General features: G+C 71.7%; 14 protein-coding genes. 5 read left to right on the top strand and 9 right to left on the bottom strand.

The window, feature by feature from the left end; all coding sequences use genetic code 11:
* Nucleotides 1–247: 247 nt before the first annotated feature.
* From AB0G17_RS35085 to AB0G17_RS35060, 6 genes are all read right to left on the bottom strand, one after another.
* The gene (locus AB0G17_RS35085) at nt 248–1,168 is read right to left on the bottom strand and encodes a hypothetical protein (RefSeq protein WP_361391552.1); all 921 of its coding nucleotides are present in this window, start codon (nt 1,166–1,168) and stop codon (nt 248–250) included.
* Between the two features lie 104 nt (nt 1,169–1,272).
* The gene (locus tag AB0G17_RS35080; protein WP_361391549.1) at nt 1,273–2,394 is read right to left on the bottom strand and encodes an LOG family protein; all 1,122 of its coding nucleotides are present in this window, start codon (nt 2,392–2,394) and stop codon (nt 1,273–1,275) included.
* A gap of 100 nt (nt 2,395–2,494) precedes the next feature.
* Nucleotides 2,495–3,652: a hypothetical protein gene (locus AB0G17_RS35075; protein WP_361391546.1), complete on the bottom strand. Its 1,158-nt coding sequence runs from the start codon at nt 3,650–3,652 to the stop codon at nt 2,495–2,497.
* A complete protein-coding gene (locus AB0G17_RS35070; RefSeq protein WP_361391543.1) occupies nt 3,634–4,380 on the bottom strand; it encodes an ATP-binding cassette domain-containing protein in 747 nt (248 codons plus the stop codon). Before AB0G17_RS35070 ends, AB0G17_RS35075 begins: the two co-directional genes overlap by 19 nt.
* 225 nt (nt 4,381–4,605) lie before the next feature.
* Nucleotides 4,606–5,985: an aspartate aminotransferase family protein gene (locus AB0G17_RS35065; RefSeq protein ID WP_361391540.1), complete on the bottom strand. Its 1,380-nt coding sequence runs from the start codon at nt 5,983–5,985 to the stop codon at nt 4,606–4,608.
* On the bottom strand, nt 5,970–6,461 hold the full coding sequence (locus tag AB0G17_RS35060; RefSeq protein ID WP_188275329.1) for an Lrp/AsnC family transcriptional regulator: 492 nt from the start codon (nt 6,459–6,461) through the stop codon (nt 5,970–5,972). The genes AB0G17_RS35065 and AB0G17_RS35060 overlap by 16 nt, the downstream gene beginning before the upstream one ends.
* Before the next feature lie 180 nt (nt 6,462–6,641).
* On the opposite strand from AB0G17_RS35060, the gene AB0G17_RS35055 reads away from it, so the two are divergent.
* The 3 genes from AB0G17_RS35055 (at nt 6,642) to AB0G17_RS35045 (ending at nt 10,027) form a co-directional block, all read left to right on the top strand.
* The gene (locus tag AB0G17_RS35055) at nt 6,642–8,081 is read left to right on the top strand and encodes a gamma-aminobutyraldehyde dehydrogenase (protein WP_361391537.1); all 1,440 of its coding nucleotides are present in this window, start codon (nt 6,642–6,644) and stop codon (nt 8,079–8,081) included.
* 178 nt (nt 8,082–8,259) lie between these two features.
* A complete protein-coding gene (locus AB0G17_RS35050; RefSeq protein ID WP_361391561.1) occupies nt 8,260–9,432 on the top strand; it encodes an extracellular solute-binding protein in 1,173 nt (390 codons plus the stop codon).
* A 64-nt stretch (nt 9,433–9,496) separates the two neighbouring features.
* Entirely contained in the window at nt 9,497–10,027 is a 531-nt protein-coding gene (locus AB0G17_RS35045) for a hypothetical protein (protein ID WP_361391534.1), read from the top strand.
* A gap of 1 nt (nt 10,028) precedes the next feature.
* Here AB0G17_RS35045 and AB0G17_RS35040 read toward each other — a convergent pair whose 3' ends face one another.
* Complete coding sequence (locus AB0G17_RS35040; protein WP_361391531.1) at nt 10,029–10,751, bottom strand: glycerophosphodiester phosphodiesterase; 723 nt, start codon at nt 10,749–10,751, stop codon at nt 10,029–10,031.
* 20 nt (nt 10,752–10,771) lie between these two features.
* A complete protein-coding gene (locus AB0G17_RS35035) occupies nt 10,772–11,803 on the bottom strand; it encodes an adenosine deaminase (RefSeq protein WP_361391527.1) in 1,032 nt (343 codons plus the stop codon).
* 178 nt (nt 11,804–11,981) lie between these two features.
* Between AB0G17_RS35035 and AB0G17_RS35030 the strand changes: the two genes are divergently transcribed.
* The gene (locus AB0G17_RS35030; protein ID WP_361391524.1) at nt 11,982–12,677 is read left to right on the top strand and encodes a DUF4190 domain-containing protein; all 696 of its coding nucleotides are present in this window, start codon (nt 11,982–11,984) and stop codon (nt 12,675–12,677) included.
* Nucleotides 12,678–13,380: 703 nt separating this feature from the next.
* On the opposite strand, the gene AB0G17_RS35025 is transcribed toward AB0G17_RS35030, so the two are convergent.
* Entirely contained in the window at nt 13,381–13,932 is a 552-nt protein-coding gene (locus tag AB0G17_RS35025) for an NADAR family protein (RefSeq protein ID WP_361391521.1), read from the bottom strand.
* A 181-nt stretch (nt 13,933–14,113) separates the two neighbouring features.
* Here AB0G17_RS35025 and AB0G17_RS35020 point away from each other — a divergent pair, with 181 nt between their 5' ends.
* On the top strand, nt 14,114–15,631 hold the full coding sequence (locus tag AB0G17_RS35020; protein WP_361391558.1) for a gamma-aminobutyraldehyde dehydrogenase: 1,518 nt from the start codon (nt 14,114–14,116) through the stop codon (nt 15,629–15,631).
* Nucleotides 15,632–15,648: the final 17 nt, after the last annotated feature.

The raw sequence follows: 15,648 nt of genomic DNA, 5'->3' as shown, positions 1-15,648 counted from the left end.
GGTGGGGGGTGGGCCGAGGTGGTCTCCCGGGGGCTGCGCCCCCGGACCCCGTTGCGGGGCCTGCGGCCCCTGCACCCCGCTTCGGGGCTCCGCCCCGGACCCCGTGCAGGCTCCCTTTTCGTCTGCGGGCCGTGCTGGGTTGCTCGCGCAGTTCCCCGCGCCCCTTAGATGCGCCCCTGCGGGGCGCCCCTGTAGGGGCGCGGGGAACTGCGCGACCAGCCACCCACGGCCCGCAGACGAACCCCCCTCACCCCCGGAGGGTTTCGGGAAGGGGCGGGGTGGGGGAAACGTCCCGCCGAGCCCCGCCCTCCGGCTCCGTCCCGAACCACGCCACCCCCACCGCCCCCCCAACCGCCAGCACAAACCCCAGCACCGCCATCCACGCGAACCCCGCGCGGGACGCGTCACCCAGCCACAGCACGCCGATCGCGCCCGGCAGCACCGTCTCCCCGACCACCAGCGCCGCCGTCGCCCCGTTCACCGAACCGATCTGGAGCGCCACCGTGTGCAGGTACATCCCGCCCACCCCCGCCACCAGAATCGCGTAGAGCGCGGGGTCCGAGAGAAGGCGGCCCAGGTCGAAGGGGTCGACCCCGTTCAGGACGCGCACCCCGACCCCCAGCGCGCCGAACCCCAGCCCGGACAGCAGACCCGCCACGATCGCGGCGCGGGCGCCCAGCAGACGTACCGCCACCGCGCCGCCGCCCATCAACAGCACCGACACCACCAGCAGCCACCAGTGCGTGGCGAGGGACGTGTGCCCGCTGCCCTCCGCGCCCGCCGCCGTCGCCAGCAGCACCAGCGCCGAGCAGACCACCGCGATGGACCCCCACTCCGCGCGGCTCAGCCGGATCCCGAGCAGCTTCACGCTCAGCACCGCCGTGATCACCAGGTTCGCGCTGATCACCGTCTGGGAGAGGAAGAGCGGGAGGAGGCGGGCGGCCAGGGCGCCCAGCCCGAAGCCCACGAAGTCCAGGACCGTGCCCACCATGAATTCCCAGGTCATCGCCGCCTTCGCGGTGGACGACAGGCTGGGGCCGCCGTGCTGGGTGCGGGCCGTCGCGGCCGCCTCGCGGCGCGCGGACTTGCGGGATCCGACGGCTTGCAGGACCGAGCCCGTGCCGTAACAGATCGAGGCCGCGATCGCGGTGAGGAGGCCGAGCAGCACCAAAAGCTCCGTTCCGGGGGATCAACAGGAGCACGATGGAGCTCCTCAGCAGCAGACGTGCGCAGGCCGCCCCGCGTTGCCTGGTGTGACCTACGCGTCGTCGTTCACGCCGCCAGGCGCGCCAGCTCCGCCGCCGCCTCGTCCACCGAGTCCACCAGCGCGATCCGCGCCGCCATCGGGCGGCCCTGCGCGAGCGCGCGCAGCAGCGGCCACGTGGGCAGCCGCTCCGTCCAGTGCTCCCGGTCGACCAGCACCATCGGCGTCGGCTCGCCGCGCGACCCGTAGTAGTTCGGGGTCGCGTTGTCGAAGATCTCCTGTACGGTCCCGGCCGCGCCCGGCAGGAACACCACGCCCGCGTTGGAGCGGGCCAGCAGGCCGTCCTCGCGGGTGGCGTTGGCGAAGTACTTGGCGATGTGGCTGGCGAAGGCGTTCGGCGGCTCGTGGCCGTAGAACCAGGTGGGGATGCCGACCGATACGCCGCCCTCGGGGTGGCGCCCGCGCACCTCGAAGGCCGCCCGCGCCCAGTCGGAGACGGACGGCGCGAACGAGGGTGCCTTGGCGAGCAGTTCCAGGGCCTCACCGAGCACGGCGTCCGCGAACGGCGCCGTGTAGGCGCCCAGGTTCGCCGCCTCCATCGCGCCAGGCCCGCCGCCGGTGGCGACGGTGAACCCGGCCCGGCTCAGGGTGCGGCCGAGCCGCGCCGCCCCGGCGTACGCGTCGCTGCCCCGGCCCATCGCGTGCCCGCCCATCACGCCCACGACCCGCGCCCCGGCCAGGAACTCGTCGAGCGCGTCCGAGACCGAGTCGTCGTGGATCGAGCGGAGCATCGACGCGAAGACGTCACCGTCCGCCTTGGTGCGCTGGAACCAGGCGTACGAGCGGGCGTCGGGCGTACGCTCGTAGCCGCCGTCCAGGTCCTCGAACAGCTCGTCGGGGGTGTAGAGCAGACCCCGGTACGGGTCGACGGGCAGATCGGGTACGGGCGGGAAGACCAGCGCCCCGTCGGCACGCACCTTCGTGGTGGCGTCCGGCGCCATCCGGCAGCCGAGGAAGACGGCGCCCGCGGTGTCGGTGGACAGGAGCGCGAACGTACGGTCCGTCAGTTCCAGCGACTGGAGCCGGTATCCGACCAGGGTGCCGCGCGCGACGACCTCGTCGAACTCGGCGAGGGACTCGATCTCCCGGTCCCGCGCGCTCGGAACCCGCTGAAAGTCTTCACTGGCCATCCGGCCACGATAGTCGTACGGACAGTCGTACCGACGGGGGTCCCCGCCCCGCTCCTCAAGAGCCCGGGGAGGGCGGTCCCGGCCGGGTCCCTACCGGGGCTCAGCCCGTCAGGGGCAGCGCCGCCAGCTCCGCGATGCCCCAGGTCACCGGGGTGAACAGGGCCAGGACCGCCGCCGCGCGCAGGGCGGCCGAGGCGCGCAGCAGCTTGGTTGGGGTGCCCAGGCGCAGCAGCGCCGCCGTCGTCTCGCCGCGGGCGTGCTTGGACTCCAGGGCCGCCGTCAGCAGCGTCGCCACCGAACAGCCCGTCACCAGCGCCGCCCCCAGGCCCGTGAGAGGGCCGAAGGGATGCGGTCCCGCCTCGTCGCCGTACAGCGTGGAGGCCGCGAGGGTGGCCGACGCCACCGCGCACACCACGCCCAGCGGGCGCCCGATACGGCGGGCCTCCTCCATCAGGACGCGCCCCGCGAGCAGCCGGGCCGCCCCCGGGCGCGCGGTCTGGAGGAGCCGGCCGCACAGATGGGTCAGAGCCGGACCCGCCACCGCCAGGCCGAGCGCTGTCAGGACCCACCCGGCCAGCACCCCGGCCGGGCTGCTGTCGGGGTGGCCCGGCATGGGGAGCGCGGAGCCCGGGGTGCCCCGGCTCGCGAACGTCTCGATCGCCAGGCCCGCCGTGATCAGGGTGATCCCCCAGGGCAGGCCCGAAGGGACGGAGGCCGGGGGCCGCTCCGCGCCGCGCGGCCGGGGCCGGGGAAGCTCGTTGCGCGGGCGCAGGGCGAGCCCGGCGGCCGCCGACGCGGTCAGCGGCACCGCCGTGAGCAGGGTGAGCGTGGCGGCCAGCGGCAGCGGCTGGTCGGCTCCGAGCAGCCCGGCCGCCGCGCCGTCGAAGGGCAGCCCGGTGATGTCGCCGCGCAGATGCAGATAGACGAGCAGGGCGACCGTCGAGCCGAGCGTGCAGGCCACCGCCGTCGACGCCGTCGCGATCGCGGTGAGCCGCCCGGGGCCCAGACCCACCGCGGAGAGCCCGGGGCGAGGGCGGGTGCTCGGGTCCGTACGCGCCACGGCGACCGCGAAGTGGACGGTGGCGGCGAGCGGCACCGCGCACCACAGCAGCCGCAGCACCGAACCGCCGGGGTGCGCCACCGCGTGGCCCAGGGTGCACAGGAGCAGGAAGCCGACGCCCGCCGAGGCCGCGGCCACCAGCAGGCGGCGCATCAGGACCAGCGGGTGGGTGCCGCGGGCTAGACGGAGAGCGAGCACGCGGCGTGGCCCTCCGCGTCGGGGGCGTCGGCGAGCCCGGCCGCGTTGACCCGGCGGCCGTCGAGCAGCCACACCGTGCGGTCGGCGAGCGCCGCGACCTCCGTGTCATGGGTGGCCAGCACCGTGGTGATGGCGTGCGAGCGGGCCGCGGCCGTCAGGGTGCGCAGCACCTGGGCGCGGTCGGCGCGGTGCAGGGTGGCGGTCGGCTCGTCCGCGAAGAGCACCGCGGGGGAGGTGATCAGGGCGCGGGCGATCGCCACGCGCTGGCGCTGGGCGGTGAGCAGGGCGTGCGGGCGACGGCGGGCGCAGGCGTCGATGTCGAGTCGCTCCAGCCACTCCAGGGCGGCCTTCTTGGCGGTGCGGTGCGAGATGCCGCGCAGCAGCAGGGGCAGCGCCGCGTTCTCCCAGGCGTTGAGCTCGGGCACCAGCGTCGGCTCCGGGTCGATCCAGCCGAACCGGTCCCGGCGCAGCCGCTCGCGCGCGAGCGCTCCCAAGGTGTGGACGGGGGCGCTGTTGAACCAGACCTCGCCCTGGTCGGGCACGAGCTGGCCGGACAGACAGCGCAGCAGGGTCGTCTTGCCACTGCCGCGCGGACCCCCGACGGCCAGGATCTCGTCCTCGCGGATCCCGAGGGAGACCCCGGTCAGGGCGGGCGAGCCGCCGTGGGAGTAGTGCAGGGAACGTCCCCAGAGCACATCGTTGTCCGGCGGGGCCACCATGGCGTACACCTCGGTTCAGATCAGATTTCCTGCTCCCCGTACGGGGGAACGAAGGCAGGGCCGATCGGTCACTGGGCACCGTAGGGACTCCGTACGCGCCGGTCCCGACAGCACGCGGCCCGGTGGTGCCCATCTCACTCGGATGGGCGCCACCGGGCCGGTGCGTTCAGACGAATCGCGGGGGACGATCCGGGGCCTGAACGGGGGAGGGGACGGGGAGAGGGACGGGGACGGCTACAGCTTCGTCCAGGCCTCCGTCAGGACCTGGCGCAGGATGCCCTCGATCTCGTCGAAGGTCTCCTGGTTCGAGATCAGCGGCGGGGCCAGCTGGACCACCGGGTCGCCCCGGTCGTCGGCGCGGCAGTACAGGCCGTTGTCGTACAGCGCCTTGGAGAGGAAGCCGTACAGGACGCGCTCGGTCTCCTCGTCGGTGAAGGTCTCCTTGGTGGCCTTGTCCTTGACCAGCTCGATGCCGTAGAAGAAGCCGTTGCCGCGGACGTCGCCGACTATCGGCAGGTCGTGGAGCTTCTTGAGGGTGTCGAAGAAGGCGCCCTCGTTGGCGAGCACGTGCTGGTTGAGGCCCTCGCGCTCGAAGATGTCGAGGTTGGCCAGACCCACCGCGGCGGAGACCGGATGGCCGCCGAAGGTGTAGCCGTGCAGGAAGGTGTTGTCGCCCTTGTAGAACGGCTCGGCGAGCTTGTCGGAGATGATGCAGGCGCCGATCGGGGAGTACCCCGAGGTCATGCCCTTGGCGCAGGTGATCATGTCCGGGACGTAGCCGAACTTGTCGCACGCGAACATCGTGCCCAGGCGGCCGAAGGCGCAGATGACCTCGTCGGAGACGAGCAGCACGTCGTACTTGTCGCAGATCTCGCGGACCCGCTGGAAGTAGCCGGGCGGGGGCGGGAAGCAGCCGCCCGCGTTCTGCACGGGCTCCAGGAAGACCGCGGCGACCGTGTCGGGGCCCTCGAAGAGGATCTCCTGCTCGATCTGGTCGGCGGCCCAGCGGCCGAAGGCCTCGGGATCGTCGCCGTGGATCGGGGCGCGGTAGATGTTGGTGTTCGGCACCTTGTGCGCGCCGGGGACCAGCGGCTCGAAGGGGGCCTTCAGGGCGGGCAGACCGGTGATGGACAGGGCGCCCTGCGGGGTGCCGTGGTAGGCGACCGCGCGCGAGATGACCTTGTACTTCGTGTGGTTGCCGGTGAGCTTGTGGTACTGCTTCGCCAGCTTCCAGGCGGTCTCGACGGCCTCGCCGCCGCCGGTGGTGAAGAAGACCTTGTTGAGGTCGCCCGGCGCGTAGTTCGCGAGGCGCTCGGCGAGCTCCACCGCCTTGGGGTGGGCGTAGGACCACACCGGGAAGAAGGCCAGCTCCTGCGCCTGCTTGTAGGCGGTCTCGGCGAGCTCGTGACGGCCGTGGCCGGCGTTGACGACGAACAGGCCGGAGAGACCGTCGAGGTACTTCTTGCCCTTGTCGTCGTAGATGTAGGTGCCCTCGCCCCGCACGATGGTGGGAACGGGCGCGTTCTCGTACGACGACATGCGGGTGAAGTGCATCCACAGGTGGTCGTAGGCGGTCTGGCTCAGGTCCTTGCTCACGGCTATCGGGTTCCCCACATATAGGTCTGCTTCTTCAACTTGAGGTAGACGAAGCTCTCGGTGGAGCGCACGCCGGGGAGGGCGCGGATCCGCTTGTTGATGACGTCCAGCAGGTGGTCGTCGTCCTCGCAGACGACCTCCACCATCAGGTCGAAGGAGCCCGCGGTCATCACCACGTACTCGCACTCGGCCATGGCCGTCAGGGCGTCCGCGACGGGGTCGAGATCGCCCTCGACGTTGATGCCGACCATCGCCTGGCGCCGGAACCCCACGGTGAGGGGGTCGGTGACGGCGACGATCTGCATCACGCCCTGGTCGAGCAGCTTCTGCACGCGCTGGCGCACGGCCGCCTCGGACAGGCCCACGGCCTTGCCGATCGCGGCGTACGGACGGCGCCCGTCCTCCTGGAGCTGCTCGATGATCGCCAGGGACACGGCATCGATCGACGGGGACGAGCCGTTTCCGGTCCTGGGGTCTGCGCTTCGACTGGCCACGGAGCCACTGTGCACCCGACTCGGTCTGTCCCGCAACCCCAAAGCGATGAAATTCGTTGTTCCGTGACCTCGGAAGCACTGAATCCGAAGTTGCCGGGCGGCGGGTCTGTCGAAAGCGACACTGGACCGACTAGGGTGGGTTGTCTCACCCATCGGACATCGGACCGGGAGGCCAGCGAAGTGACCACCGAACTGCGTCGTTTGCGCAACTACATCGACGGAGAGTTCCGCGATGCTGCCGACGGGCGGACCATCGAGGTGGTCAACCCGGCCACGGGCGAGGCGTACGCCACCTCGCCGCTCTCCGGCCAGGCGGACGTCGACGCCGCCATGGCCGCCGCCGCCGCGGCCTTCCCGGCCTGGCGCGACACCACCCCGGCCGAGCGCCAGAAGGTCCTGCTGAAGATCGCGGACGCCTTCGAGGAGCGCGCCGAGGAACTGATCGCGGCCGAGTCGGAGAACACCGGCAAGCCGCTCGCGCTGACCGCCAGCGAAGAGATCCCGCCGATGGTGGACCAGATCCGCTTCTTCGCGGGCGCGGCCCGGCTGCTCGAAGGCCGCTCGGCCGGCGAGTACATGGAGGGCATGACCTCGATCGTCCGCCGTGAGCCGGTGGGCGTCTGCGCGCAGGTCGCGCCGTGGAACTACCCGATGATGATGGCCGTGTGGAAGTTCGCCCCGGCGCTCGCGGCGGGCAACACGGTCGTCCTCAAGCCCTCGGACACCACCCCCGCCTCCACCGTCCTGATCGCCGAGATCATCGGCGCGATCGTTCCCAAGGGCGTCTTCAACGTCATCTGCGGCGACCGCGACACCGGCCGCGCGATGGTCGAGCACCCCACCCCCGCGATGGCCTCCATCACCGGTTCCGTACGGGCCGGCATGCAGGTCGCCGAGTCGGCGGCCAAGGACGTCAAGCGCGTCCACCTGGAGCTCGGCGGCAAGGCCCCGGTCGTCGTCTTCGAGGACGCCGACATCGCCAAGGCCGTCGGGGACATCGCGGTCGCGGGCTACTTCAACGCCGGCCAGGACTGCACGGCCGCGACCCGCGTCCTGGTCCACGAGTCCATCCACGACGAGTTCGTGGCCGCGCTCGCCAAGACCGCCGCCGAGACCAAGACCGGGCAGCCGGACGACGAGGACGTGCTGTACGGCCCGCTGAACAACGCCAACCAGCTCAAGCAGGTCACCGGCTTCATCGACCGCCTCCCGGCGCACGCCAAGGTCGAGGCGGGCGGCCACCGGGTCGGCGACAAGGGCTACTTCTACGCCCCGACCGTCGTCTCCGGCCTCAAGCAGGACGACGAGATCATCCAGAACGAGGTCTTCGGCCCGGTCATCACGGTCCAGTCCTTCACCGACGAGAAGCAGGCTCTCGCATACGCCAACGGCGTCGAGTACGCGCTGGCCTCCTCGGTCTGGACGAAGGACCACGCCCGCGCGATGCGCATGTCCAAGTTCCTGGACTTCGGCTGCGTCTGGATCAACACGCACATCCCGCTGGTCGCGGAGATGCCGCACGGCGGCTTCAAGAAGTCCGGCTACGGCAAGGACCTCTCGGCGTACGGCTTCGAGGACTACACCCGCATCAAGCACGTGATGACGTCGTACGAGGGCTGATCCGCCCCGGCACGGCTCGGACTTGTGGTGCGGCACCGGACGGGGTGCCGCACCACGCGTGTGTCCGGGGGCGGTTGGCGGTCGACAGGGTGTCGGGGCTGCCGCGTACGGCTGTACGCAGCGTCCATTGCCCCGTACACCGGTGCCCCGGCATCCTTCCGGGGTGCGAGTGACCCCCATGAACCCCCTCTCCCGCCGCCACCTGCTGCGCGCGCTCGGCGGTGGCGCCCTGGCCACCGCGCTGGCCGGCTGCGGAGTGCCCGCGGCGTACGTCGGGCCGGGCGAGCGCGCGGCGCGCGACCGCTCGGCCGCCGACCACCGGCTCACCTTCGCCAACTGGCCGCTGTACATCGACACCGACGAGCACGACAAGTCGAAGCGGCCCACCCTCGACGCCTTCACCAGGACCACCGGCATCTCCGTCGACTACACCGAGGAGATCAACGACAACGACGAGTTCTTCGGGAAGATCAGCCCGGCCCTGATGAACCATCAGGCGACCGGTCGCGACGTCGTCGTGGTCAGCGACTGGATGGCGGCCCGGTTCGTCCGGCTCGGCTGGGTGCAGGAGATGGACCGCTCGCGCCAGCCCAACGTCGCCAAGCACCTGGATCCGCAACTGACTTCGCCCGCCTTCGACAAGGGCCGGCTGCACAGCGTGCCCTGGCAGTCCGGGATCACCGGCATCGCGTACAACAAGAAGAAACTCGGCCGCGAGATCAAGCACACCGGCGATCTGTGGGACCCGCGCCTGGCGGGCAAGGTGACGCTGCTGTCCGGGCTCGACGAGTCGTTCGCGCTCCTGATGCAGGGCAATGGCGTCGATGTGACGCGCTGGACGGCCGACGACTTCCACCGGATGTGCGACCAGGTCGAGAAGCAGGTGCACAAGAAGCAGATACGCCGCTTCACCGGCAACGACTACATCAAGGACCTCTCCACCGGCGACGTGCTCGCCTGCCAGGCGTACTCCGGCGATGTGATCCAGCTCCAGGCGGACAACCCCGACATCGAGTTCGTGGTGCCCGAGGAGGGCGCCGAGCTGTGGGCCGAGTCGATGATGGTCCCCAACCTGGCCCGCCACAAGGCCAACGCCGAGGCGTTGATCGACTACTACTACGACCCGCACGTCGCCGCGGAGCTGGCGGTCTGGGTCAACTACGTCTGCCCGGTCCCGGCCGCCCGCGAGGTCCTGGCGTCCTCCGACGACAAGGAGAGGGCCGAACTCGCCGAGGACCCGCTGGTCTTCCCCGACGCCGAGATGCGCCGACGGCTGGCGATCGCCCGGGACATCACGTCGCAGGAGCGGGTGGAGTTCGCGAAGAGGTGGAACGCGATCGTGGGGCTGTAGGGGGCCTCGGGGGCGGCGCGACGGCGGGTTTGAACGCGTTCAAACTGCGGCGTAGGCTGCGGGTATGAGCGAGCGAAGAGCTGCCCTCGTGCGGCGCATACGCCTGTGGCTTGTCGTCTTCGTCGTCTGTCTCGTGCTGAGCGGACTGACCGCGTTCCCGCTGGTGCACGAACTGCACTGGACACAGAGCCTGTTGCGGTCCACGCCGGTGGGGGACTGGTTCCCGGGCCTGACGGGCTGGATCGACCGGGTGCGTGAGGGGCTCGACGCGACGGACGCGGAGTACCCCTTCGTCCTGTACGGCACGGACTGGCTGGCATTCGCGCACCTCGTCATCGCTGTCGCCTTCTACGGGCCCTACCGCGACCCGGTGCGCAACATCTGGGTGATCGAGTTCGGGATGATCGCCTGCGCCGGGATCGTCCCGCTGGCGCTGATCTGCGGGCCGGTGCGCGGCATCCCCTTCTGGTGGTCGGTGATCGACATGTCGTTCGGCGTGTTCGGGGTGATCCCGCTGTACGTCGTACGCCGGAAGATCAAGGAGCTGGAGGCGCTGACGGTGCCGGCGCCCGCGGGGGCACCGGCGGCGGCGTGAGTCAGCGGGCGGCGGGCCGGAACCCGTCAGCCGTCCCGCCCGCGCCCCCCGCCAGGACCGCGCGCAGCGCGTCCATCCGGTTGGTGGTGACCGCGTCCACGCCCTGATCGACCAGCCGCCGCATGGTCCGCTTGGTGTCCGCCGTCCACACGGAGACGAGCATCCCGTCGCGGTGGATCCGCGCGGCCAGCTCCGGACTCATCAGCCCGAAGCGGTAGTTGAGCCAGCGCGGCTTCACCGCGGCGATCAGCTCGGGGCGCGGCGGGGCCAGCGTCGTCCACGTCAGGGCGATCTCGGCGGACGGATCGGCGGCGCGGACCTTCAGCATGGTGGCTGCGCCCGCGCAGTAGTACACGCGCTCGCCCGCCCCGCACTCCTGGACCGTGCCGACGACCGCGCGCACCGCCGCCCGCGTCGCCCCGGGCAGATCGATCATCACCCGGTGCGCGCCGGCCGCCATCAGGGCCGCGCGCAGGGTCGGGACACCGGCGCGGGTCAGCTCGCGCACGTCCTCGTACAGCAGGGAGGACAGCGGCCGGTCGTGCCCCCACAGCCGCTCCAGCGTGTCGTCGTGGAGCAGCACGGGGACGCCGTCGCGGGTGAGCCGTACGTCGATCTCGACCGCGTCCGCGCCCCGCTCCAGCGCCGAGTGGATCGACGGGAGCGTGTTCTCGCGGACGCGGTACGGGTCGCCGCGGTGGGCCACGGCAGTCACGGTGCGCATGGGCCCATTGTTGCGGTGGGCTACCGCGCCAGCCACTGCTCGGTGTACGCCTCGATCTCCGCGGCCAGCTTCGCCTTGCCCGCCCCGTCGAGGAAGGACGCCTCGACGGCGTTCTTGGCGAGGGCGGCCACGCCGCGCTCGTCCAGCTCCAGGAGGCGGGCGGCGACCGCGTACTCGTTGTTGAGGTCGCTGCCGAACATCGGCGGGTCGTCGCTGTTGACGGTGACGAGCACGCCCGCCTGGACCATCTCCTTGATGGGGTGCCGTTCGATGTCGGTGACGACGCGGGTCGCCAGGTTGGAGGTCGGGCAGACCTCCAGGGCGATCCGGTGGTCGGCGAGGTGCTTGAGCAGGTCCGGGTCCTGGGTGGCGCTGGTGCCGTGGCCGATGCGCTCGGCGCGCAGGTCGCGCAGGGCGTCCCAGATGGACTGCGGGCCGGTGGACTCGCCCGAGTGCGGCACCGAGTGCAGCCCGGCGGCGATGGCTCGGTCGAAGTACGGCCTGAACTGCGGGCGCGGTACGCCGATCTCGGGGCCGCCGAGGCCGAAGGAGACCAGGCCCTCGGGGCGGATGCCGTCGGAGGTGGCGAGCCGGGTGGTCTCGGCGGCGGCCTCCGTACCGGCCTCGCCCGGAATGTCGAAGCACCAGCGCAGCACCGTGCCGAGCTCCTTCTCGGCCGCCTTGCGGGCGTCCTCGATCGCGTCCATGAAGGCGCGCTCGTCGATGCCGCGACGGGTGGAGGAGAAGGGGGTGATGGTCAGCTCGGCGTACCGGATGTTCTGCCGGGCCATGTCGCGGGCGATCTCGTACGTGAGAAGCCGCACATCTTCCGGGGTGCGGATCAGGTCGACGACCGAGAGGTAGACGTCGATGAAGTGCGCGAAGTCGGTGAACGTGAAGTAGTCCGCGAGGGCCTCGGGGTCGGTGGGGACCTTCGAGTCCGGGTGGCGGGCGGCGAGTTCGGCGACGATACGGGGGGAAGCCGAGCCGACGTGGTGCACATGGAGCTCCGCCTTGGGCAGGCCCGCGATGAACGGGTGCAGGTCGGTCATGGGTTCCTCCACGGGCTGTCGTCGGTTGTCGTCTGTTGTCGTCTGCTGTGCCGGCTTCGGGGATCATGTTAGGCCGGGCGCCGGGGCGGGTCCCGGGGCGGGTCCCAGGCCGGGTGGACCCCCGGGGGCCGCCGCGGGCGGGGGCCTTAGCATGTCGGAACCAGGATGGGGGAGGCCCATGTCAGACAACCAGGATCAGCCGTCTCGGGGGGCCGAGCCCGTGCCCGAGCCGGTCCCCGAGCCCGTGGACCCTTGGGCGCCGCCGGAGCGGAAGGTTCCGTTGGAGAAGCCGGTGAGTGACCGGGTGCATGACCAGCCGACGGTGACGTCGATGCCGGGGGCGGGCGCGGCGGGTCCGGGTCCGGTGCCGGGGCCGTCGGGTGCGGGCTTCACCGACGTCGGGCCGTCCGGCTGGGAGGGCGCCGTGCCGCCTCCGCCGACCGCGCCGGGCGGTCCCGGACAGGCGGTCCCGGGGAGCTACGGCTACCCCGCGTACCCCTACCCCAACTACCCCGGTTACGGGTACGGGCACGCCGGCTGGACCGGCATGGGCGCCCCGCTCAACGGCTTCGGCACGACCGCGCTGGTGCTCGGCATCGTCTCCGTCGTCCTGTTCTGCCTCTGGGGACTCGGGATCATCCTCGGCATTCTCGCCCTGGTCTTCGGCTTCCTCGGCCGGGGGCGGGCGCGGCGTGGCGAGGCCACGAACGGGGGGCAGGCGCTGGCCGGGATCATTCTCGGGGCGGTGGGGATCGTCGTCAGCGGGGTGATCCTGGGGCTCATGGTGTGGGCGGTCACGCATGACGACGGGGACGACGGGTCGTCGTCGGTGGATGACCCGTTCGCGACGACGCTGGTGGTTGAGCGGGGCTGACTCCCCCCACCCCGCCCCTTCCCGCTGTGACATGTGCGGCTCCGCCGCGCGGCCTCTGGGGGAGGGGGAAGGGAGTTCCCCAGGGGCTGCGCCCCCGGACCGCCCGGGCGGGGCTGCACCCCCTACACCCTGCTCAGGGGACTGCCGCCCCCGTACCGGCTTCACCCCCACCCCGCCCCTTCCCTAAACCCTCCGGGGGTGGGGGAGGAAAAGGGGGTTTTCCCGGGGGCTGCGCCCCCGGACCCCCGCTCACGGGGCTGCCGCCCCTGTGCCCCCGCTCACGGGGCTGCCGCCCCTGTGCCCCCGCTCACGGGGCTGCCGCCCCTGTGCCCCCGCTCACGGGGCTGCCGCCCCTGTACCCCGCGCGGGGGCCCACCCCGCCGGGGCTGCCGGCCCTGTACCCCGCGCTCTGGGCTGAGCCCCTGCACCGCTCCCTGAGCTGCGCCCTCGCCCCCAACCCCTCAGGGGCGCGGGGAACTGCGCGACCAGCCCCCACCGGCCCGCAGACGAACCCCGCAACCCGGCCCGCCGACCTGCCCCGCAACCCCCAACCCCTCAGGGGCGAGGGGAACTGCGCGATCAGCCCCCACTCACCCGCAGACGAACCCCGCACCCACCCCGGAGGGCTTCGCGGGGAACTGCGCGACCAGCCCCCACTCACCCGCAGACGAACCCCGCACCCACCCCGGAGGGACCCGCACGGTCAGCCATCGCCCCGCACCACCCCCCGCGCATCCATCAACGCGAACCCCAGAAGGTTCAGCCCCCTCCACTGGTCCGGGTCCTCCGCCCCCGGCGCGTCCGCCGCGAGGCCGATTCCCCAGATGCGGTCCAGGGGGCTGGCCTCCACCAGGACGCGGGTGCCGGTGGAGACGAGGTACGCGCGCAGGGACTCGTCCTGCGAGAACTTGTGGACGCTGCCCTCCACCACGATCCCGTACCGCTCCCGCTCCCACACCGTCTCGTCGAAGCCCCGCACCAGGCGTCCCGCCTTCTTCGCGGCGGCGGGCGACGTGGCCGACAGGGCCGCCCGCTCCGCCTCCTCGTCGCCGAACAGGCGCGCCTTGGCCGCCATCATCCAGTGCTCGGCCGTCGCGTACACCACGCCGTCCACCGTGAACGGCGACGGCCACCACTGGCTGAAACAGCTCGGTCCCAGCGTCCCGTCCCGCCGGGGCGCGTGGCCCCAGAAGTGCAAGAACTTGACCCTTTCACCATCCTTGACCTGCGCGATCAAATTGTCGATCTTCTCCATACACGCGAGTCTGGCATCCGCCACTGACACTCCGTACGGGTATTTACGGCCTGACCCGACACATGGTCGACAGATTCCGTCGCGTAACCAAAAGGCAACAACGGAATCACTTGTTGGTCAGGTGCCGCTCTGTCAGGATCGGCACTCAAATCGAGCTGGAGCTACGGAGACCGTGAGCGAGATGGGCAACAGCAACAGCAGTCGCTTCCCGGCGCAGGACCGTTTCGAAGGCGGCGCCCAGTACATCGGCGGGCGGTTCGCCCCAGGCACCTCCGGGCGCAAGCAGGATGTCGTCGACCCGGCCACCGGCCACGTCGTCCACACCTACGAGCTGGCCGGGACGGATGACGTCGACCGCGCCGTCGCCGCCGCCAAGGACGCCTTCGCGGGCTGGGCCGGCGCCACCCCCGCCGAGCGCTCCGACGCCCTGCACCGCTTCGCCGCCGTCCTCGCCGACCGCGCGGAGGAGTTCGCGCAGGCCGAGTCGCTCCAGTGCGGCAAGCCGATCAAGCTCAGCCGGGAGTTCGACGTCCCGGGCACCGTCGACAACACCGCGTTCTTCGCCGGGGCCGCCCGCCACCTCCAGGGGCAGTCCGCCGGGGAGTACTCCGGCGACCACACCTCGTACGTACGCCGTGAGGCCCTCGGCGTCGTCGGCTCCATCGCGCCCTGGAACTATCCCCTCCAGATGGCCGCCTGGAAGGTGCTCCCGGCCATCGCGGCCGGCAACACCATCGTCCTCAAGCCCGCCGAGATCACCCCGCTCACCTCGCTTCTCTTCGCCGAGGCCGCCACCGCCGCCGGGATTCCCGACGGGGTCCTCAACATCGTCTCCGGCGCCGGGCGTGACGCGGGCGAACACCTCGTCGCGCACCCCGACGTCGTCATGACCTCCTTCACCGGGTCCACCGCCGTCGGCAAGCGCGTCGCCGAGATCGCCACCGCCACCGTCAAGCGGACCCATCTGGAGCTCGGCGGCAAGGCGCCCTTCGTCGTCTTCGACGACGCCGACCTCGAAGCCGCCGTCCACGGCGCGGTCGCCGCCTCCCTCATCAACTCCGGGCAGGACTGCACCGCCGCCACGCGCGCGTACGTACAGCGTCCGCTCTACGACGCCTTCGTCGCCGGGGTCGCCGATCTGATGGCCACCGTCCGGGTGGGGGACCCCTTCGACCCCGCCACCGATCTCGGGCCGTTGATCAGCCACGTCCACCGCGACCGCGTGGCCGGCTTCGTCGACCGGGCCCGTTCCTACGCCCGGATCGTCACCGGTGGTAAAGCTCCGGAGAGTGAGGGGGCCTTCTACCTGCCCACCCTCATCGCCGACGCCCCGCAGCACAGCGAAGTCGTCCAGGCCGAGATCTTCGGGCCGGTGCTCGTCGTCCTTCCCTTCGACTCGGACGACGACGGCATCCGGCTCGCCAACGACACCCCGTACGGACTCGCCGCCTCCGCCTGGAGCCGGGACGTCTACCGCGCGGGCCGCGCCACCCGGGAGATCAAGGCCGGGTGCGTCTGGGTCAACGACCACATCCCGATCATCAGCGAGATGCCGCACGGCGGCTATAAGGCGAGCGGCTACGGAAAGGACATGTCGGCCTACTCCTTCGAGGAGTACACGCAGGTCAAGCATGTGATGTACGACAACACGGCGGTCGCCGCGAAGGACTGGCACCGCACGATCTTCGGGGACCGATAAAGCATCCGATCAGCGGC

The sequence above is a fragment of the Streptomyces sp. NPDC023838 genome, assembly GCF_040639555.1.
In the GTDB taxonomy this organism is placed as follows: domain Bacteria; phylum Actinomycetota; class Actinomycetes; order Streptomycetales; family Streptomycetaceae; genus Streptomyces.
The sequence above is the reverse complement of the archived record's forward strand: the minus strand, read 5'-3'. Positions and strand labels throughout refer to the sequence as shown.